General features: G+C 63.6%; 13 protein-coding genes. 7 read left to right on the top strand and 6 right to left on the bottom strand.

Annotated features, from left to right (window positions below; translation table 11 throughout):
• Nucleotides 1-345 precede the first annotated feature (345 nt).
• From NX02_RS33460 to NX02_RS01825, 3 genes are all read left to right on the top strand, one after another.
• Nucleotides 346-777 (top strand): ATP-binding cassette domain-containing protein, encoded by a 432-nt coding sequence (locus NX02_RS33460; protein WP_245648738.1) that lies wholly within the window; start codon nt 346-348, stop codon nt 775-777.
• 98 nt (nt 778-875) lie between these two features.
• Nucleotides 876-1,091, top strand: a complete 216-nt coding sequence (locus NX02_RS33455; protein WP_245648737.1) for a P-loop NTPase family protein — start codon at nt 876-878, stop codon at nt 1,089-1,091.
• Nucleotides 1,092-1,106: 15 nt separating this feature from the next.
• Nucleotides 1,107-2,219, top strand: coding sequence for a SufD family Fe-S cluster assembly protein (locus NX02_RS01825; protein WP_025290516.1), 1,113 nt, complete (start codon nt 1,107-1,109; stop codon nt 2,217-2,219).
• Nucleotides 2,220-2,687: 468 nt separating this feature from the next.
• Here NX02_RS01825 and ppsA read toward each other — a convergent pair whose 3' ends face one another.
• Both ppsA and NX02_RS01815 read right to left on the bottom strand, forming a co-directional pair.
• Complete coding sequence (gene ppsA / locus NX02_RS01820; RefSeq protein WP_084718175.1) at nt 2,688-5,141, bottom strand: phosphoenolpyruvate synthase; 2,454 nt, start codon at nt 5,139-5,141, stop codon at nt 2,688-2,690.
• Between the two features lie 113 nt (nt 5,142-5,254).
• Complete coding sequence (locus tag NX02_RS01815) at nt 5,255-5,653, bottom strand: PilZ domain-containing protein (protein WP_158013860.1); 399 nt, start codon at nt 5,651-5,653, stop codon at nt 5,255-5,257.
• Nucleotides 5,654-5,827: 174 nt separating this feature from the next.
• Here NX02_RS01815 and NX02_RS01810 point away from each other — a divergent pair, with 174 nt between their 5' ends.
• The gene (locus tag NX02_RS01810; protein ID WP_025290513.1) at nt 5,828-6,754 is read left to right on the top strand and encodes a 1-phosphofructokinase family hexose kinase; all 927 of its coding nucleotides are present in this window, start codon (nt 5,828-5,830) and stop codon (nt 6,752-6,754) included.
• 26 nt (nt 6,755-6,780) lie between these two features.
• Here the strand turns inward: NX02_RS01810 and NX02_RS01805 are convergent, their stop codons facing one another.
• The 3 genes from NX02_RS01805 to NX02_RS33055 form a co-directional block, all read right to left on the bottom strand.
• Nucleotides 6,781-15,234, bottom strand: a complete 8,454-nt coding sequence (locus NX02_RS01805; RefSeq protein ID WP_025290512.1) for a GH36-type glycosyl hydrolase domain-containing protein — start codon at nt 15,232-15,234, stop codon at nt 6,781-6,783.
• 3 nt (nt 15,235-15,237) lie between these two features.
• Nucleotides 15,238-16,251: a universal stress protein gene (locus NX02_RS31150; RefSeq protein ID WP_025290511.1), complete on the bottom strand. Its 1,014-nt coding sequence runs from the start codon at nt 16,249-16,251 to the stop codon at nt 15,238-15,240.
• 336 nt (nt 16,252-16,587) lie between these two features.
• Nucleotides 16,588-16,857 (bottom strand): hypothetical protein, encoded by a 270-nt coding sequence (locus tag NX02_RS33055; RefSeq protein WP_025290510.1) that lies wholly within the window; start codon nt 16,855-16,857, stop codon nt 16,588-16,590.
• Nucleotides 16,858-16,971: 114 nt separating this feature from the next.
• Between NX02_RS33055 and ku the strand changes: the two genes are divergently transcribed.
• Both ku and NX02_RS01785 read left to right on the top strand, forming a co-directional pair.
• Complete coding sequence (gene ku, locus NX02_RS01790; RefSeq protein ID WP_025290509.1) at nt 16,972-17,877, top strand: non-homologous end joining protein Ku; 906 nt, start codon at nt 16,972-16,974, stop codon at nt 17,875-17,877.
• Between the two features lie 3 nt (nt 17,878-17,880).
• Nucleotides 17,881-18,138, top strand: coding sequence for a hypothetical protein (locus NX02_RS01785; protein WP_025290508.1), 258 nt, complete (start codon nt 17,881-17,883; stop codon nt 18,136-18,138).
• A 4-nt stretch (nt 18,139-18,142) separates the two neighbouring features.
• Here the strand turns inward: NX02_RS01785 and NX02_RS01780 are convergent, their stop codons facing one another.
• Nucleotides 18,143-18,385, bottom strand: a complete 243-nt coding sequence (locus NX02_RS01780; RefSeq protein ID WP_245648736.1) for a KTSC domain-containing protein — start codon at nt 18,383-18,385, stop codon at nt 18,143-18,145.
• 91 nt (nt 18,386-18,476) lie between these two features.
• On the opposite strand from NX02_RS01780, the gene NX02_RS01775 reads away from it, so the two are divergent.
• The gene (locus NX02_RS01775) at nt 18,477-19,454 is read left to right on the top strand and encodes a GNAT family N-acetyltransferase (RefSeq protein WP_245648735.1); all 978 of its coding nucleotides are present in this window, start codon (nt 18,477-18,479) and stop codon (nt 19,452-19,454) included.
• Nucleotides 19,455-19,470 lie beyond the last annotated feature (16 nt).

Here is a 19,470-nt window from a genome sequence, read left to right as displayed (position 1 = left end):
CCGCTGCCGCCCCGCCAGCCGGGACGGTTGATCGCGCGCAAACATAGGAAAACGCGCCCTGCGTATTCCCCGAAGGTCTTCTATTTCGCAGGCCGCCCGACCGAAGCCGAGAGCCTATGTTCAACGCGCCATTTGCGACCTTTTCCTCACGATCAAGATCGGAAAGGCCGGCGCACGCTATGATTTTAGCCGGCGCCTGTCCACAGGGTAGTTCATTTCGACCCGAACCAAATGATTGCGTGCGCCCTATAATGCGCATCGTTTGCGCCACCCCGAACTACGTATCCTTACAGATATTCCGGGAGGCATCGACGTGGGAGCTTGGGGAGCAAAGGAGATTTACGTTTGACCGATATCCTTTTGGACATCCGCAATCTGCATGTGTCAGCGGACGGCCTGCCTGTCCTGCACGGCGTGAATCTCACGATCCCGACCGGCGAGACGCATGTGCTGTTCGGCCCGAACGGATCGGGCAAATCGTCGCTTCTCGCGACGATCATGGGTCTTTCGCCCTATCGGGTCACGGCGGGAGAGATCTGGTTCAAGGGTCAGCGTGTCGATCTGCTCCCCGTGGATCAGCGAGCGCAGATGGGCCTCGGCATGTCGTTCCAGCGTCCGCCGGCTTTGGACGGCGTTACGGTCGAGGCCTTCACGGCAGCGATCGGGTCCACCGCGCTGCTGGAAGCGGAAGCCTCGGCGCTCGATTTTGGGAGTTTTGCCGAACGCGATGTCAATGTCGCTTCTCGGGCGGCGAGATCAAACGGTGGGAGATCCTGAAGCTTTTCCTCAAGCGTCCCGATCTGTGCCTTTTCGACGAACCGGAGAGCGGGGTGGACCTTGAACATATCGCGGCCGTCGGCAAAGCCATCGAAAGGTTGCTCGGCGCCGATACACCCGCCGATCCGCATCGCACCGCGCTTGTGATCACGCACACCGGCTTCATTCTCGACTATGTCCAAGCCGATGTCGGCCATCTGATGATCGACGGCCGGATCGTCGGCGCCGGAGATCCGCGCACTCTGTTCCGCCACATCAAGGCGCACGGCTACTCGTTGCCGCCGGCCGACGCAGATGTTCAGCAAGTGATCTGAAGGAAGGAATTTTTCATGGCCACTCCACTCGACGCCGATATCTCTCCGGAAGAAAAGCAGCAGCTGACGCCCGTCGGCTATAGCATCGAAGGCGAGCACAGCGCGACTTGCGTGCTGGTGAACCAGGAGGTTCGCCATATCACGGTAAATGATCCCGACGTCGAGATCCTCCCGCTGAGTGATGCGCTCGCGCGCTACGACTGGGTACAGGATCTCATGTTCAACCTGATCGATCCTGCCGAGAACGAACACGTCGCCCAGGCTGCCGAAAGCCGCCACGCCCCGGTCGGTCACTTCATCCGTATCCGCAAGGGCGCCAAAGTACAGCTACCCGTGCAGGTCTTCACGCTGCTCGAAACGCCGCAGGGCCGGCAGTTCCATCACAACATCACGGTCGTCGAGGAAGGCGCCGAAGTGGAAATGATCTCGGGATCCGCGGTCCCGGCGTCGGTTCATGCCGGACACCATCTCTCGATCTCCGAGACCTACCTCCGGGAGGGCGCGACATGCCGCTCCGTATCCATCGAGCACTGGGGATCGGCGATGGAGGTCCATAGTTACGCACGCACGCACGTCGGCAAGGACGCGCGCATCATCGAAAACAACATCCAGGTGGCTCCGCTCAAGCATCATTTCTCGCAGAGCCGCACGGTCATCGAAGACGGCGGTGTCGCGAACGACCAGTCTGTTATCTTTGCGCCGGACGGCACCGAGCGCGTGATGGAGAGCGAGATACACCTCAAGGGCGTCGGCGCTCGCTCGGAGAGCATCACACGCATGGTGACAGGCGGCGGCACCATCTCCAATCGCACAACCCTCGTTGGCGAAGGGCGCAACACTCGGGGTTTCCTCGGCTGCAACGGACTGAAGCTCACCGACGATGGCGAGATTCTGTCGGTACCTGCGTTGCGAGCCCGCAATGCCCAGGCGCAATTGTCGCACGAGGCCTCCATCGGTATGATCGACCAGAGCAAGCTTTCCTACCTGATGGCGAGCGGCATGAGCGAGGACGCAGCCCGGGATCTCATCATTCAGGGGTTTCTCAATCTCGATGTACAGCAGCTTCCTGCGGCAATCCGAATCGAAGTCAGTCGAACGATCGCGGCCGCCAATTCAGGATCGATGTGAAAGCTGCTGGCACTTTCAAGCGCTATGTATATTGCTCAGGAGAAGGCGATGCGCGCGAAGTGGAATTCTTACGATCAGTGATCATGAGCATCACGCTCGGCGCAAACATCCGGTTCGTCGGCCGCCAAAATCCAGCTTCCTTTGGCCAAGTAGTCGAGCTCTACCGCGATGTCATACAACGGAATGGCGCGTAATCGCGTGAGCAGGCATGATATCTGCACGCACGCGGGGGCGAAGCCTCAATCCTGCTGCCGACAGGCAAGCGACGGTCCCATCGACGCAAGACCTCTGTCGCCCCCCTGCCCCGCTCAGACTGCTGATACTCACCGCCAACATCCCCTCTCGGGGAGAGGGCATCGTCGCAGACGGCTCCGGCTTTCATGCAGTCGGCTGCGAAGCCGGTCCAATCAACTGGTATTTGGCTGCGAATGGCCCGGTACAACCTGCCCAGAATTTCCTTACCAGTGATTATCGCCCTTCGGACCCGGCGTGTTCCGCGTCGGCTACATGCAGCAGCGTCGACACGAAACTGTCCGGGTTGAGCGAAATCGAATCGATCCCCTGCTCGACCAGAAAGGCCGCGAAATCGGGGTGATCGCTCGGCGCCTGACCACAAATTCCAACCTTGATGCCGCAGGCATGGGCACGCTGGATGACATCGGCAATCGCGCGGGTCACCGCCTCATTGCGCTCATCAAAAAGAGGCGCAAGGAGAGCTGAATCCCGGTCCACGCCGAGCAGCAACTGGGTCAGGTCATTTGACCCGATGGAGAAGCCGTCGAAACGCGCCGCGAAGTCCTCCGCTAGGATCACGTTCGAGGGAATCTCGCACATCATGTAGACCTGCAGTCCTTCATCGTGCCGCCCGAAGCCGTGCCGCGACATTTCAGCAAGCACCCTATCGGCCTCGAGCGGAGTCCGGCAGAACGGTACCATCGCGATGATGTTCTTAAAGCCCATATGCTCTCGGGCCCGCTTGAGCGCCCGGCATTCAAGCCCGAAGCCGTCGCGATACCGTTCGTCATAATAACGCGACGCGCCCCGGAAGCCGAGCATCGGATTCTCTTCGGACGGCTCGAATGCGGCTCCCCCGATCAGATGCGCATATTCATTGGTTTTGAAATCGCTCAGCCGAACGATGACCGGCTTGGGATGATGGGCCGCCGCGATCCGCGCGATCCCGCGCGCCAGTGTCTCGATGAAATAGGCCTTTCCATCAGGGAAGCCTTTCGTCAGGGCGTCGATGTCCCTGCGTGCCGCGGCATCCCTGACCTGCTCGGGATGGAAAAGCGCCATCGGATGGACCTTGATCAGGTTGCTGATGATGAACTCCATGCGGGCAAGACCGACGCCGCTGCTGGGCAACCGCCACCAGCGGAACGCCGCCGAAGGACTGGCGACATTTACCATCAAGTCGGTCCGGACATGGGGAAGGTCACCGATGTTCAGTTCCTCACTCTGGAACGGAATTACACCATCATAAACTGCCCCCCGATCCCCTTCTGCACAGGAGAGCGTTACCGCCTGCCCTTCGTGCAGCAACTGGGTGGCCGTGCCTGTTCCCACAATAGCGGGGACGCCGAGTTCGCGGCTGACGATGGCGGCATGGCTTGTGGCACCACCATGATCGGTGATGATGCCGGCAGCACGCTTCATTACCGGCACCCAGTCGGGATCGGTCATTTCAGCGACGAGAACAGCTCCATCGCGGAAGCTGGCAATGTCCCTGGGGTCGCGGATGAGGCACACCTCGCCGCTGGCGATCGCCTCCCCTACCGCTGCCCCGGTCAGAATCGGCGTGGCGGAATGGTCGAGCCGATAGGTTCTCAGCGTCGTCATATCGCGCAGGGATTGCACGGTCTCCGGCCGGGCCTGAACGATGAACAGGTCACCCGTTTCGCCGTCCTTCGCCCACTCCATGTCCATCGGCTGGCCGTAATGCTCTTCGATGATGATAGCCCAGCGCGTCAGTTCGAGGATTTCTTCGTCGTCCAGAACGAAACGCGATCGTTCCGACGGAACGGTTTCGACGACGGTCGTCCGCGCGCTGCCCCCTGATGCGTAGACGAGCTTGCGCGCCTTTTCGCCCAGGCGCTTTTCGATGATCGGATGGCACCGGCCATCAAGAGCGAGAGGCTTGAAGACGACATATTCGTCAGGATCGACCGATCCCTGGACCACGGTTTCCCCCAGGCCCCACGCCGCACTGATGACGGCGACATCGGGAAAGCCGGTCTCGGTATCGATCGAGAACATCACACCCGCCCCGGCGAGATCGGACCTCACCATGAGCTGGATGCCGATCGACAGCGCGACATCAAGATGGTCGAAGCCCTTTGCCTCGCGATAGGCGATCGCGCGATCGGTAAACAGCGAGGCGTAGCACCGCCGACAGGCATCGAGCAGCGCTCGTTCTCCCACGACGTTCAGGAATGTCTCCTGCTGCCCCGCAAAGCTTGCATCCGCCAGATCCTCCGCGGTCGCGCTCGACCGCACCGCGAGCGCGACTTCCTTCTTGCCGGACCGCTGGGACAGCGCGCGATAGGCATCGCGAATAGCGGTTGCCACGTCTTCGGGCAGGTCCGCATCGAGAAACAGGCGGCGGATCGCTTCGCCGGTCTCCTGCAAGGTGGATCGCCCCGCCCGAAATGTCTCGATACAAGCATTGAGCGGCGATCGAATGTCGTGCGCCTCGACCAAAGCCCTGTAGGCATTCGCGGTCGTGGCAAACCCACCCGGAACCCGGATACCCCGATGTCGAAGTGCGCTGATCATCTCCCCAAGCGAAGCATTCTTGCCTCCGACCTTGGCGACGTCCGACTTGCGGGCATCTTCGAACCAGACGATGTAGGGACTGCCTCGGTGAGCAAGTAAGGAGTCGTCCGATGGGTGGCGAACTGCGCTGGCGGTATGGTTCTGCATGGCCGCAGAATGACGCTTCAGTGATGCATGGATATAAGTGATATCCCCAAGTTCGAGCCGATGACCGGCCATACGCTTACCATCGGCAACAACAAGTTGAAGCACGCGGTTTCTCAGGGGACAATCGACCAATTCTCCCATGGCTGGGACGCCAAAATGGTATCGCCCGACCATGTATGCATGTCGCGGAAGAAGGAGGTGTTGTCGCGGGCAATCGCGAGAGGACTGACCGGATGTGTAAAGGAAATGCTGAACAGACCGTCATGAACCCACATCACGCGCGCTACCTCGTCGCGTCCGATGGCGCGAAGGCGGACCTTCGCACCAAGGGCAAGCGGCGCGTCTCCCTTGACCAGCACCCCGACGCTGGAAATGTCCCCGATAATCACGCTCAACCGGCGATCATCGACGATGACCTGCGCGGCAAAGGATGTGGCAATGGGCACGTTCCGGCGAAAATCGCGGGAGGTTGTAGCGTTCGAATGATGCCATAAGTGCTTTTCCGGACTCATGAACGCCTGACCGCCGGATATAGCTGCTCGTCTCGAAGATTACGCAGATCGACCTTGGCGTCCTTCCAGGCACGCTGGATGACCGACGGAATGATGGAGGAAAACCCACGTCTGCTGCGCCACTCCTGGTGTCAGAAGAGCCGCCCAACGAAACGAGAATGACCAGGAGCGTTGATGACGAACATTGTGACAGTGACCCTCAACCCCGCCATCGACGGCGCATGTGCGGCGCAGGAAGTGCGGCATACCCATAAGATTCGGACCACCAATGAACGCTATGATGCAGGCGGTGGCGGGATCAACGTCGGCCGGGTCATACAAAGATTGGGCGGAGACGTGCTTGCCGTCTATCTTGCCGGCGGGGCGACGGGAACGGTGCTAAACGGTCTCGTCGACCAATACGCGCTCCCGCGGCTGTGCATCGATATCGAAGATCACACGCGGATCAGTCTCGCGGTTCATGAGGCCAGTACGGGTCGGGAATATCGCTTCGTGCCGGAGGGGCCGCTCATTGCCCAAACCGAATGGCAGGCGTGTCTGAAGGCTCTGGAGGCTCAGGTCTACGATTGGCTCGTGCTGAGCGGCTCGCTGCCACGAGGCGTTCCGGAAGACTTCTATGTGCAGGCCGGCGAGATCGCGAGGCGGCGCAACGCACGCGTGATCCTCGACACATCGGGACCGGCGCTCGCGACCACTCTGGCGGCCGGCGGAATTTTCCTCGTGAAGCCGAGTCTGGGAGAATTCGAGCAGCTGATTGGCGAACGTCTGCGTGATCCCGACAGCCTGGCGGCTGCCGCCCTGTCCTTCACTGCCAAGGGAGACACAGTCCATCTCACCGTGACAATGGGCCACGAAGGCGCCCTGCTTGCGAACGCGGATGGGATATTTCGCCTCCCGGCGATCGCCGTCACGGCGCAAAGCGCGGTTGGTGCAGGCGACAGTTTCGTCGGTGCGATGACCCATGCTCTGGCCACCGGGAGAAGCACGCACGACGCCTTCAGGTACGGGTTGGCTGCAGGAACAGCGGCAGTGATGACGCCGGGCAATGATCTGTGCCACCGCGATGATGTGGAACGGCTATTTGCCCAGTTGACGGAGTAGCCCGCAGATCGACTTCCGCGCCGCTCTCACGGTTCGGAAGGCGGGACGAGCTCGACATGGACCATCCTCGTGCTGCCATCATCGGGGAACGGGATTATTGGCCCGTCCCACGCCGCCCCATCGACCTTGATCCGTTCCACTCCGGTCGCGATGCCTGCCGGATTATCCACGCGGATCTGCAGGCTTCCCGAAGCGCATGTGATCCGTGCGTCAAAATGCGGCCAGGTCGGCGGCAGGCAGCACGAAATGGCGATGCCGCCCTCCACCAGCCGCAGTCCCAATATCTCTTCGACCGCCCAGCGCCAGATCCAGCCCGCAGCGCCGGTGTACCAGCTCCAGCCCCCGCGTCCGACATGCGGGGCCGCTCCGGCGACATCGCCCGCAAGCACATAGGGTTCGGTTCTGTACTGCGCGGTCTCGACAGGGCTACGGCCATGGTTGATCGGATTGATGCGCTCGAACAGCGCCATGGAGCCCTGCCCGTCGCCCAGGCGCGCGGTGGCAATGCCAAGCCATGCGGCGGCATGCGTATATTGCCCACCATTCTCGCGGATACCGGGCGGATAGGCCTTGATATAACCTGGATCGCGCGGCGTCCGGTCGAACGGCGGTGTGAGCAGCCGGACGATGCGATCGTCATCACGCACCAGTTCCCGTCTCGCGGCGGCAACGGCGCGTGTCGCGCGCGCCTTGTCGCCCGCGCCGGACAGAACCGCCCAGGATTGCGCGATCGCGTCGATCCGGCATTCCTCGTCGTTATGCGATCCCCAGGGTCGGCCGTCATCGTCGAACGCGCGCAGATACCAGTCGCCGTCCCATCCGGACCTTTCGACGGCCTCCCCGAGCCTGCGCGCGCGCTGCGTCCAGCGGTCGGCGAGATCGGTCCGGCCTCTGCCGCCACATAGCCGCACAAAACCATCGATCGCCGTTATGAGGAACCACCCCAGCCAAACGCTCTCACCGCGATCATGCTCGCCGACCCGGTTCATCCCGTCATTCCAGTCGCCCGCGCCCATCAGCGGGAGACCGTGTGCGCCCAGGCGATAACCGCGATCGAGCGCGCGTTCGCAATGCTCGAACAGTGACACCGGGTGGTCGGTTACGTCGAAGCGGGCATAGCGATCGGATTCGCCTTCGGAAAGCTGCGGGCCGCGCAGGAAGGGCACCTCTTCATCGAGGATCGCGCGGTCACCTGTCGCCTCGACATAGGTCGCGGTCGCATAGGGCAACCAGAGCATGTCGTCCGAGCAGCGCGTCCTCACACCTCGATCGAACGGCGGATGCCACCAGTGGAGGACATCGCCTTCCTCGAACTGGTGCGCGGCCGCCGCGAGGATCTGCGCCCGGGCCGCCCCCCGATCACTGTGAAGAAGCGCCAGCACGTCCTGCAACTGGTCGCGATAGCCAAAAGCACCGCCAGCCTGATAGAAGCCGGCGCGCGCACGAACCCGGGCGCTGGTCACCTGATAAGGCAACCAGCGATTGACCATGATATCGAACGCGGGGTCAGGCGTGGTCACGCAAACCGCGCCGAGGCGGGTCTCCCAGGCTTCGCGCACCTGCACCATTCCGCGATCGATCGCCGCAGGATCCTGCCAGCTTTGCGCGAGCGCGACCGCATGGGCGCGGTCCGTGCCCTGTCCGAGCACGAAGCAAACCTCGGCTGTCTCACCCGGGGCGATATCGAGATGGACCTGCAGCGCCGCGCAGCAATCGCCGCCGGCCGCCTGCTGCCGCCCGCCCAGGTCCCATTTGTCCAGACCCTGCGGACGGCGCACATCGCCGTCACGCCCGAGGAAGTCCGAGCGAGACGTCGTCAGGCTGTGTGGCGGCACCGTGCTCGTCAGAAAGGCTGTCCGATCCTGGAACTCCTCGTTCCAAGGATTGGTGGCGAGAAGCACATGCGCGCCCGCATCATAGTCCGCAGCACGCAGCGGCGCGGATTCGCCGCGTACCGCCCCGAGCAGCCACTCGGCATAATAGGTCGCTGTGACCCGGCGGGTTCGGGGCAGGAGATTGCGCAGACGCAGGCGGACGAGCTTCACCGGATCGTCGGTCGGAACCGCGACGGTCAGTTCCTGGGCGAGGCCCTCGCTCTCCCGCTCCCAGATCGTGTAGCCGGCGCCGTGGCGTACCCGCGCGGCGGAATCGCCGCCGGCCGGCTGCGGCGTGGTCGTCCACACCCGCGCGTTTTCCTCGTCTCGTACGTAGAGGATTTCCCCCTGCGGGTCTTTGACGGGGTCGTTATGCCAGGGAGTGATGCGGTTCTCACCACTGTTGGTCGCCCAGCTGAACCCGAGCCCCGCCTCGGTGACGATCGTGCCGAACCCGCTGTTGGCGAGCACATTGGACCAGGGCGCCGGCGTTTGCACCCCAGGCGCAAGCGCGACGACATACTCCCTCCCGCCGTCCTTGAACCCGCCCAGTCCGTTATCGAAGGCGAGGCTCTCCCGCGGAGGTGACGCTCCTGGCGCCGACACCTCGACCGGCCCGTCCGGCACGACAGGCGTGAACCGAGGGCCCGACAACGGCTCCGCGTCGAGACGCGAGAGCTGATCGGCGATAGACCCTCCCCGCTCATCGAGCCGAAGATGCGCAGAGCGCCCGAGCAGCCGCGCGCGATCGCCATCGGCACGGTCGATGCCGACCAGATGGACGCCGCCATTCTGGCCCAGCTGATCCTGGACGCCCGCATCCCGCAGGACCGCGAGCAAACGTTCGCGTACCGGCTCGAGATACCCCTCGGCGCCTTCGTGCATTATGACAAGATCGACGGCCACGCCGCGATGCCGCCAGAGCTGATGCGCGGAAAGCAGGAACCGCAGCAGGCCCGGCCGCTCCGCGTCTCCAGCGCCTAGCAGGAGGATCGGATGATCGCCTGATATACCAAGCGCCCAGAGATCCTGGCGGCTCGCTCTCCCGCTGCCCACACCCTCGTAAGTCGCTCGTGGCGATACAGGTTGAAGCAGCCGGGACAGAAGCTTCTGGGCCTCGGGAACGCGATGCGGCGCGAGCCCGAGCGTATGCATCTCGCGCGCCACTGCGGTTGCCGCGTCGCTCACCGCCCAGTCCATGGATGGAATCGTCGTGTACCGCTCCGCGATCTCCTGCACGGTCTCGCGTGATCCGGCCGCGATCGTCAGGAAGGCGATTTCGCGTCGGCCGAAGGGCGGTATCTCAATTTCCGCCTGCAGGCCGATCACCGGATCGAGCGTCCAGCCAAGACCACCAGGCAAGGTGTCGCCGTTCAATGCCGCCGGCGCTGATTCATGACCGTGCCGGCCCAGGAATGCCAGGCGATCGGTTTCGACGCCTCGCACGCGCAGGCCTGGCTCATCGGCGATCGCGCGGTGAAGGAGCACCGGAGGGCTTTCCTTCGGGTCGCGCGCGCGCCGGCTGAACAGAAGACCGTCCATTGCGGGGAGCATTTCGCTGCCGACGAACAGCTTGCTGAAGGCAGGGTGGCGCGCGGCATCGGCGGGCGGCGCCAGAACGACCTCGGCATAGCTCGTGAAATCGATGGTGCGCGTCCGATCGGTTTCATTGACGACCATGATCCGGCGGATCTCGACATCGTCGCCGTGCGGGATCGAGACGGTCATGCTCGTGGCGATGCCATGATCGCGGCGGTGATACTCGACCTGATGTCCGTGGAATCGGGTGTGAACGTCCGTCGCTCCCGAGCGGATCGGCTCCGGACCGGCGGACCATAGCGCGCCGGAAGCCCGTTCCCGCAGGTAGATCGATATGCCGCTGCCGGAGGGAGACGCATCCGACCGTGTCAGCGCGTGCCGATGCCAGTGGAGACTGCCACTCCCGCCCTCGGTCAGGCGGCTCGCCATGCGGCCGTTGCCGATGACATGAACGGCGATCGTTCGACCCGAGCTCTCCGCCGGCCAGCTGTGCAGAGGGGGGATGGCGCCTTCCGGCACCGGCGCGGCTTCGCGCGTTTCGATCCGCGAGATTTCGGGGGGAAGTTCCCAGGGGATGCGCTCATTCAGCAGCAGGTCTATCGTGCGGATATGCGGATCGGCGTGGAACCAGTCGACGAACATGTCGCCGCACAAGGCATTGCCCATCGCCGCCAATGCCATGCCCTGATGATGGGCCATATAGGAACGGACGATCGCGAAGCGGTCGCCTGCGGGAACCCGCTCCGGCGTGAAATCGACCGCTTCGTAAAAGCCGTAACGACCAATCAGTCCGAGCGCTGCGAGATCGCGCATGTTCCGGATCGCGAGCCCCGGCCGCGCGGCCAGCGCCAGTGCGGTCGCGTAGGGCGCCACCACCAGGTCCCGCGACAGGCCCCGGCGCAGGCCGAGCGCGGGAACGCCAAAGGCGTGATAGCCATAGACGCGATCGGCACCCATCGATGCGAAGGAGGATTCGGAGATACCCCAGGGGATGTTGCGCGCAGCGCCATAATCCCGTTGCAGATCGACGGCGCTGCGATCGCTTTGCCCCAACAATGTCTCCGGATCGCTGCGCAGGAACAGGTTCGGCATCAGATATTCGAACATCGAGCCGTTCCAGGACACCAGCGCAAGCCCATGGGCCTGCTTGGTGATCGGACGGCCAAGCGAGAACCAATGCTCGGCGGGCACATCGCCCTTGGCGATGGCAAAGAAGCTTGCCAGCCGCGCCTCGCTCGCGAGCAGATCATAATGGTGCGGATCGATCCGATCGGCACTCACATTATAGCCGATATTGAACAGCTTGGTCGTTGCATCGAACAACAGGGCAAAGTCCATCGCATCAGCTTGCCGCGCCGCGTCCGACGCAAGGCGTTCGAGATCATCGCGCAGCGCCGCCGACGCGGCCGCGCCCAGGTCGAGTGCAGCGCCCAGTTCGCGCGCCCAATCGCGGGTATCGCCTTCCCCCTGCTTCTGTTCGAAGGCGGCGATGGTCGCGCGAGCACGCAGGGCGGTCGCTTCCGAGCCGGCCGACAAGGCATCGACCAGCATCGGAAGGAGCTCATCGGCGATTTCGAAGCAGCCTTCGGGCGGCGCCTCGAGGAACGGTTGCCACGGCAGCAGAGTGTCGACATCGCGCTGCATCGCCCGAAGGTGATGATCCGCGCGCTCGACCCAGACCTGGACTTCGTGGAGCGCGTCGGTCGGAAGCATGTCCCCCATGGCGATGATGTGATGGACCTTGTCCTGCAGCTGCCCGCAATCCCGCTCGAGCAGGGTGCCGAGGCGCTGATGCCAGGCTGCAGGTTGCCCGGGCGCAGTCCTCGCGGATTCGCGCATCGCGGCGACGAGTTTGCGGCAGGCGCCGTCGCCATCGATGCCCTCCACGCCGAGCGCCTCGGCGAGAAGATCGAGCACATCGACAAGACCATCCCAGCGCTGGAGCGAAAGGATCGGCGCACGCGCCGCCTCGCGGCATGCGCTCCTGGCGACCACCAGGCTGACCGCCAGATTGCCGCTGTCGACGGCTGACACATAACGTGGTTCAAGCGCCTGTCCGGTGCGCGTATCATACCAGTTCAGCATATGGCCGCGATACCGCTCGAGGCGGTCGAGGGTATCGAGAACGTTCCGCAGGCGGACAGCGACTTCGTTCGCACCGATATGGCCGAGCTTCCATGCTGTCAGCGTGGAAAGCATCATCATGCCCACATTGGTCGGCGATGTACGGTGCGCGGTCGCTTCGTCCGGAGGCGCCTGATAATTATCAGGCGGAAGCCAGTTGTCCTCGGGCCGCACGAATGTCTCGAAGAACAGCCACGTTCGCCGCGCGAGGCGACGCAGAAACAGGCGATCCTCATCATCCAGCGTCTCGACAGAGCGCGCGATCGGCCGCGTGATCCAGATGGCGATCTCGGGCGCGAGCAGCCAGAGCAGCAAGATAGGGCCGGCGATCAAGAGGACCTTTGGTTCGATCAATGCCAGCGCTACGCCAACAACGATCGCGAAAAGTGGCGACACCCACATTGCGCGCCACGCGGCCCACCTGGGATGGAGTGTCGCGACATGCGCCGACATCTGCGCGGCCGCCGTCCATTCGAGAAGCCGGCGCCTGGTAGTGAGCCGGGTGAGAGTGGTCGCGATGGCGGAGAATGCGATCGCGCTGTCGCTCACCAGGAAGGTGATCGCAAGCGCCCACCGGCCGGCATGGTCCGACAAGCGCCGCAACACCCCCTGGAGCACGCCGCGTCGCCGGCCCTGGGCAAGGCCGGTCACGAGGTCGGTAAACAGATAGGCAGCCGGCGCTGCCAGCGCGAGCAATGTCCACACAAGGGGATTACCCCCGAGCAGGAACCAGCCGCCGATCAGTAGGGCAACAAGGCTCGCCGGAACGACGCTGCGCCGCAGATTGTCGAAGATCTTGAGCCGGTCGAACCATGTCAGGCGGTTGCGCACGCGGCTGCCATCGGCGCCCGGGACCAGCGGGAACAGCCAGGCCAGGATCTGCCAGTCCCCGCGGACCCACCGGTGCCAGCGCCGGCTATAGTCGAGATAGCCTGCGGGAAATCCTTCATAGACGATGATGTCGCTGGCGAGCCCTGCCCGTCCGTGCAGACCTTCGAACAGATCGTGGCTAAGCAGCGTGTTTTCCGGAACACGGCCCGCAAGGCTGCGTTCGAAGGCCGCCACGTCGTAGATGCCCTTGCCGACGAATATGCCTGATCCAAAAATGTCCTGATAGACGTCCGAAACGGCGCGGGAATAAATGTCGATCGCCGTGTCACCCCCGAAGAAGTGCGTGAACAGCGACCGCCCACTGTTCTCGGGCGCGATCTCCACGCGCGGCTGAAGGATGGTGTATCCGCTCGACACCCGGCCGGAGCGCGGATCGAAATGGGCGATGTTAAGGGGGTGCGCGAGCGTGGCCACCATCTGGTTGACGACGCCGGGTGGCAAACGCGTATCGGCGTCGGCGGTCACCACGAAGCGGATCCCGGCAAGACGGGCGGTCTCGCCGACCGAAACGCTGAACGGTGCGCACGCCCCGTGGAGGATCAGTGCGTTGAACTGCGCGAGTTTGCCACGCTTTCTCTCCCATCCCATGCAGCAGCCCTGGGCCGCGTTGTACAGCCGCGGGCGATGCAGGAGGTGAAAGGGACCCTTGCCGTCCGGGCCTGGGTAGCGTCGATTGAGGCGCTCAATTCCTTCGACCAGTGCCCGTTCAATCGCCGCATCGCCGGGCATGATCGCCCTGTCGGCATCCACATGGTCGCTGAGCAGAACAAATCGGAGGGATGGATCGGGATTGGCGAGCCGATGGCTTTCGAGCCGTTGCAGCAACGGTGTAATGTCCGCGACATTTCCAACAATGACGGGCATGACCACAGCGGTCCGGCAATCGGCGGCGATGCCCTTTTCAAAGTCGAGCTTGGGCAGCACGCGCGGCGCGACCAGCAAGGTCACGAGCCAATTGACGAAGGTCACGCTCAGGACCGACGCCGGGATCGTGATCAAAGCGATTCCGATCAACCACGAGGAGAGCTTCGCCTCGACGGTCAGAAGATAGGCGGCGGGCAATGCGAAGCCGGCGATGCCGACCAGAATGAGGGCGGCCGTATAGAGCGCGGCAGGATAGCGGGCCAACCAGCGGCCAAGCGAGACAAATGTCAGCGGGCGCGCATGAAGAGCGTCCTCGAACGCCGGCCGGCCGGCACCCACCAGCCAGTAGCCGATGTGACCAGTAGGGAGATCGCCCTCGGTGTGACACTGGCTGAGCAGCCGCGCCGCCACATCCCACTCGGGGAGGCCGCTGTGGGCTGCGAGCTGTTCGACGGCGTGCCGATACCGATCGCGGGTGTCGAAATCCATACGCGCGTAGACGGCTGCCGGATCGCGCCGCAGGATGGCTTCCACCCTGCTGACCCGATCGAAGAACATTTTCCAGGGGATTGACGAGATGACCGCCAGATTGGCGATCGCCCTGGATACGCATTCTGTATCGTCTGTGCCTGCCGACAATTGCCCCTCGGGATGGACCTCGAAGGGTGGCGGTACATCCTCGAAGAGCCGTCCGAAGCCCGCGGTCAGCAGTTCCAGGCAGGCCAGCCGCAGCATTGTTGGGAATGCCCAGAGCTCGGCAATGCTGAGCCGCTCTTCGTCCTGATAACGGTCGATAAACTCCACCGCCGAGCCAAGCGCGATCTGCAGATGCGATGCGCGCAGCAAGGCATGGGCGAGCATATAAACACGCGGGGCTCCCCTCGCCTGCTCTCCGGCAATGCCCGGCAGGCGCTGGTAGAAGCTGGGGGGCAGGTCCTCGTCGATCTGCAGGATCGCGCGCTGTACGTGATAATCATTGTCCAGCAGCCATTCCGCGGCGACGGCATTCCGGCTGTCAGCGGTGCTTGCTGCCTCTCGTGCGCGCCTCAACCATTTGGGTAGCGAAGAAAGCTCGGCCCAGGCCGGCACCGGCTCGGCACGCGGCATCCGTCCGGCCAGCCGGTGTCGGATCGCACTTTCATCAGCCGACGCTGCAAGTGGCGCGACCGACCGTTCGATGTCCGCCATGCTTCAGCCTTGCACGGCCGAAGGACGCCGCAGATAGATGCCTTCGTCCTGCCGTCCTGCGGTCTCGCTTTCACGCGGGCGCACGATCAGCAGCGGCACGGGCGATTGCGCCATCAGATAGGCCGAGACGCTGCCGTAGCGCAGGTCGGCATGGTGCCTTCCACCATGTCCCCGTGCGGAGACAACGACCAGGTCTGCCGCCTCGCTGCGGATCAGGTCGACCAGGGAGGCCCGAACGTCGTCGCTTCGATGCGACAGCGTGCGCACGCGGACGCCATTCTGCGCCAGATAGGCTTGGACCCGCGCCAGATAGGCTTTCGCCGTGCGCTCGTTGCGTTCGACGACACGGGCGCGGAGCTGGATGTCATCGGGCTCGAGCGGACCGATCTCGGTCAGTTCAGGCGTCGGCACGACGTGAACGAGGATCAGTTCGGCATCGTTGGCTCTTGCCATCCGGACTGCCAGCGGAAGCACGCTTTCGGCCCAGGCGGAGCCATCCACTGGCACCAGGATCCGCCGGTAGCGCGGTGCCGGATCGGCGTTGGCATCATTGGGCACGAGCAGGATCGAGCCAGGCGCGCGCCCTGCTACGTTGTGGACCGTGCTACCTATCCGACGTGGATCGACGTCTTCCCCGGCGCCACGGCCAAGAATGATGACGCATTCGGCCTTTCCGTTGGCGTAGCGGCAAATCTCATCGACAGTCCGGCCTTCCGCAAGGGCGATGTCGGCGCGTCCCGACGGGTCGCCAGCGACCATTGCGAGGCCACCCAGCAGTTTGCGAGCGTCATGACGCCGCATATCCCATTCGATCGGGTCAGGCCGGGGGTCGCGCACAGCCTGGGCCTCGAGAACCTGCAGCAATGTCACCGGCGCACCCAGTGCCTTGCCCACCGCAAGTGCGTGCGGAACGATAAAGTCGGCATGCGGACCACGACCCACGCACGCAACGATATTGAACCCTCCCCCGGCGGGCTCGGTCGTCGCGATTGGCGAAAGCGGTTTGCGGGCCGGCATGTCACGATCTCCTCTTGTCGTTCGCGAGACGCGACGTCGGCTCACGAGCAGGATCCGTAGGACGGACAAGCAGGTTTGCTCACATGAGCCAGCCGGATCGTCGCTGATCGCGTCTTTCAACTCAGCGTGGCCGAACGACCGCCCTGCCGAAATACGGGAATTCACGGATGGATCGCACGCAGCCCGCACTTCCTGGCACAGCAGTTAAATAGCACAGGCCCTCGTCCGATATCAGGCGGAAGCCATTGACCGTCCGCTCGATGGGCGAGATCGCTGCCTCATCGCTCTGCCCTCCAAACCCCGCCGCATGCGAAGCCGTCTCGAGAGCCCGGCGCATTATGCGTCCTGGTAATCCGCAGCGCGCGGCAGGTCCCGTCGTGGCGGACGACGACGCCGGCAGTAGCGTGCGAGATAAAGCGCAGCTGTGAGCCCGGCCGGGCCGCCACCGATGACGATGACGATGACGATGACGATGACGATGACGATGACGATGACGATGACGATGACGATGATTCCAGTGTCGAAGGACCCCTCACAACGCCTTTCTCGCCAGTTTGTTGGGTGGAGTGGTTCATTCACCGCGTGGAAGCCCTGTCGATCGATCAACCCTCAGCCCTTCGGAGCCCAAAGTCTTCGTCGACTCATCGCATTGATGTAGTTTGCGCGGGAACGAGCGAGAGGCATCGCGGATTAGGTGACTCTGCGCGAAGGAGTGGATCAATGGCTGCACGTCCCTACTGGAAAGGCCAGATCCGACTGGCGCTCGTCTCAATCCCGGTCGAAATCTATTCGGCAACGAAGAGCGGCGCCACGATCGCGTTCAACCAGATCCACGAACCCTCGGGCCAGCGCATCAAATATGAAAAGGTCGTGCCGGGCATCGGTCCGGTCGACCTCGACGAGATCGTCAAGGGCTTCGAATATGCCAAGGGCGAATATGTCCTGCTCGACGACGAGGAGATCGAGGGGGTCAAGCTCGAGAGCAAAAAGACGCTCGAGCTGACCCAGTTCGTCGACAGCCATGACATCGATGCGATCTATTTCGAGAAGCCCTATTATGTCGTCCCGGCTGACGATCTCGCCGAAGAGGCGTTCATCGTCCTGCGCGAGGCGCTCCGTCGCACCCGCAAGATCGGCCTCGGCCAGCTCGCGATGCGCGGCCGCGAATATGTCGTCAGCATCAAGGCGTGTGGGCGCGGCATGGTGATGGAGACGCTGCGCTACGCCGACGAGGTCAACAAGGCGACGAGCTATTTCCGCGAGATCGGCGACGCCGATCCGGACGAGGAGTTGCTCGACCTTGCCACCACGCTGATCGACAAGAAGACCGGCAAGTTCGATGCCAGCGAGTTCCACGATCGCTATGCCGATGCGCTCAAGGAGCTGATCGAGCGCAAGAAGAAGGGCAAGACGCTCAACATCGAGAGCGACGACAAGGGCGGCGATCCGCGCGGCTCCAATGTCGTCGACCTGATGGCGGCGCTCAAGAACTCGCTCGGGTCGTCGGGCGGCGGCTCGTCCAAGGCGGCGGCAAAGAAGGCGGCGGCCAAGACCGCCGCGAAGCCAGCCGCCAAGAAGGCCGAGACCAAGCCGGCGGCGAAACCATCTGCCCGCAAGCGGGCCTGACCCGTGGCGAACAGATCGGACGAGGCGGCGACGGTCACGGACGACGATGCCGCGTTCGCCGAAGGCGCGATCACGCTTTGGGCCAATCTGTTGACGCTGATCGGAACGCATCTGCGTGAGACGGGCACACCGCGCCAGGAGGTGCTCGACATGCTCACCATGCTGCACGAGACCAACGAGGAGACGATCCGCTCACCGCGCGCTCGTGCGGTCGCCTCGCGCCACCTGATGTCGGTATACCGTGCGCTTGGCGAAGCCTGACCGGTCAGGCGTTCGGTCCGAAGCGCCGCCGCTCGGGATCGCGTCGACAGCGGAAATCGTCCTTGATACGCGCATTGAAAAATGTCCCCGCCGATGGCGCGCGGCAGAACTCCTCGAACAAAGCCACGGGCACGTCGTAATAGAGATATTTGCCGGTATCGTGGAAAGAGATCGACAGGATGCCGGTCTCCTCGTCGTACCCGATGCGTGCGATCATCGAGGACTGAGGGAAGCGGTGCGCGCGCATACGGGAAGGAGCGCACATCACCAGATGCCGTTCCGGTCGTTACGCCATCTTGAATTCTCAAGACGCCGAGGCGACGCCGCAGAAATTACACATGCTGCCGTGGCGGGCTGGTCGTAAGGTGGCGGAGGTCGGCGACGACCAGCTCCGCGAGATGGCGGAGCACCGCGGGCTGAAGCTGGTGAAGTCGCGGCGGCGCAAGCCCGGAACTGGGGATTTCGGCAAATATGGACTGACCGATGCGGGCGGAAAGGCGCTGCTCGGCATCGGCGACGATGGCCTGACCGCGAGCGCGCAAGACATTCAGGACTATCTCCGTACCAGCGAGCAGAGCACATGGAAGCAATCGGCCGACACGACGCCGGACCGACCCGCTTCCCCGGAAAAGCCGCGCTCGCCCGTGCCCGATGGTGAAGACGGACCCGTCCGTCGCCGCTCCAAGCGGGCGCCGGTGGATCGTTCCGCACCGGGCGCACGCGAAGATTCAGCGCCGGAACTGCAAAAATCTGCGGCGAAGGCTCGGCCTAAACCCTCGCTTAAACTCGTTCCTAAGGCCGAAGCCGAGCCAAAGCCGAAACCCGAGCCAAAAGCAGAACCTGCGCCCGCGCCAGTGCTGCGGGTCCGGGCAGCAACCTCGGCCGATAGCGATGCTCTATCGGCGTTGCTCAGCCAGTTGAACGGCGTGTCGCTGGATAGCGCGGAGGTCGCCGACAATCTGGCCGCGGCCCGCAAGGCAAAGGCCGGCATGGTCGTCGCCGATCTGGACGGGATCGTCGGCTGCTGCGGCTGGGCGGTCGTCGCGACCGTCCATCGCGGCGCGATCGGGCGCTTGACCGCGCTGGTGGTCGACAAGGGACACCGCCGCCGCGGCATTGGAACCGAGATGCTCGCTGCGGCCGAGACCGCGCTGGCCAAGGCCGGGTGCCGCCAGGTCGAGGCGATGAGCGACATCACGATCAACAACAGCCATAATTTCTTCCGCTCGCTGAAGTTCGAGCAAACGAGCTACCGCTTCGTTCGTGGCATTGAAGAGCAGTCGTCCGGGGAACGAGTCCGCACGCGCACGGATTGAAGAGGATATCGATCGG

It is taken from the genome of Sphingomonas sanxanigenens DSM 19645 = NX02, assembly GCF_000512205.2.
GTDB classification, from domain to species: Bacteria; Pseudomonadota; Alphaproteobacteria; order Sphingomonadales; family Sphingomonadaceae; genus Sphingomonas_D; species Sphingomonas_D sanxanigenens.
Note: the sequence above shows the minus strand (reverse complement) of the source record. Positions and strands in the feature narration are given on the sequence as shown.

Bases quoted from the DNA above. Each gene is read 5' to 3' on its own strand.
- NX02_RS01825 (WP_025290516.1), top strand. From the start codon at position 1,107: ATGGCCACTCCACTCGACGCCGATATCTCTCCGGAAGAAAAGCAGCAG.
- ppsA (WP_084718175.1), bottom strand. From the start codon at position 5,141: ATGCAGAACCATACCGCCAGCGCAGTTCGCCACCCATCGGACGACTCC.
- NX02_RS01815 (WP_158013860.1), bottom strand. From the start codon at position 5,653: ATGAGTCCGGAAAAGCACTTATGGCATCATTCGAACGCTACAACCTCC.
- NX02_RS01810 (WP_025290513.1), top strand. From the start codon at position 5,828: ATGACGAACATTGTGACAGTGACCCTCAACCCCGCCATCGACGGCGCA.
- NX02_RS01805 (WP_025290512.1), bottom strand. From the start codon at position 15,234: ATGGCGGACATCGAACGGTCGGTCGCGCCACTTGCAGCGTCGGCTGAT.
- NX02_RS31150 (WP_025290511.1), bottom strand. From the start codon at position 16,251: ATGCCGGCCCGCAAACCGCTTTCGCCAATCGCGACGACCGAGCCCGCC.
- ku (WP_025290509.1), top strand. From the start codon at position 16,972: ATGGCTGCACGTCCCTACTGGAAAGGCCAGATCCGACTGGCGCTCGTC.
- NX02_RS01780 (WP_245648736.1), bottom strand. From the start codon at position 18,385: ATGCGCGCGCACCGCTTCCCTCAGTCCTCGATGATCGCACGCATCGGG.
- NX02_RS01775 (WP_245648735.1), top strand. From the start codon at position 18,477: ATGCTGCCGTGGCGGGCTGGTCGTAAGGTGGCGGAGGTCGGCGACGAC.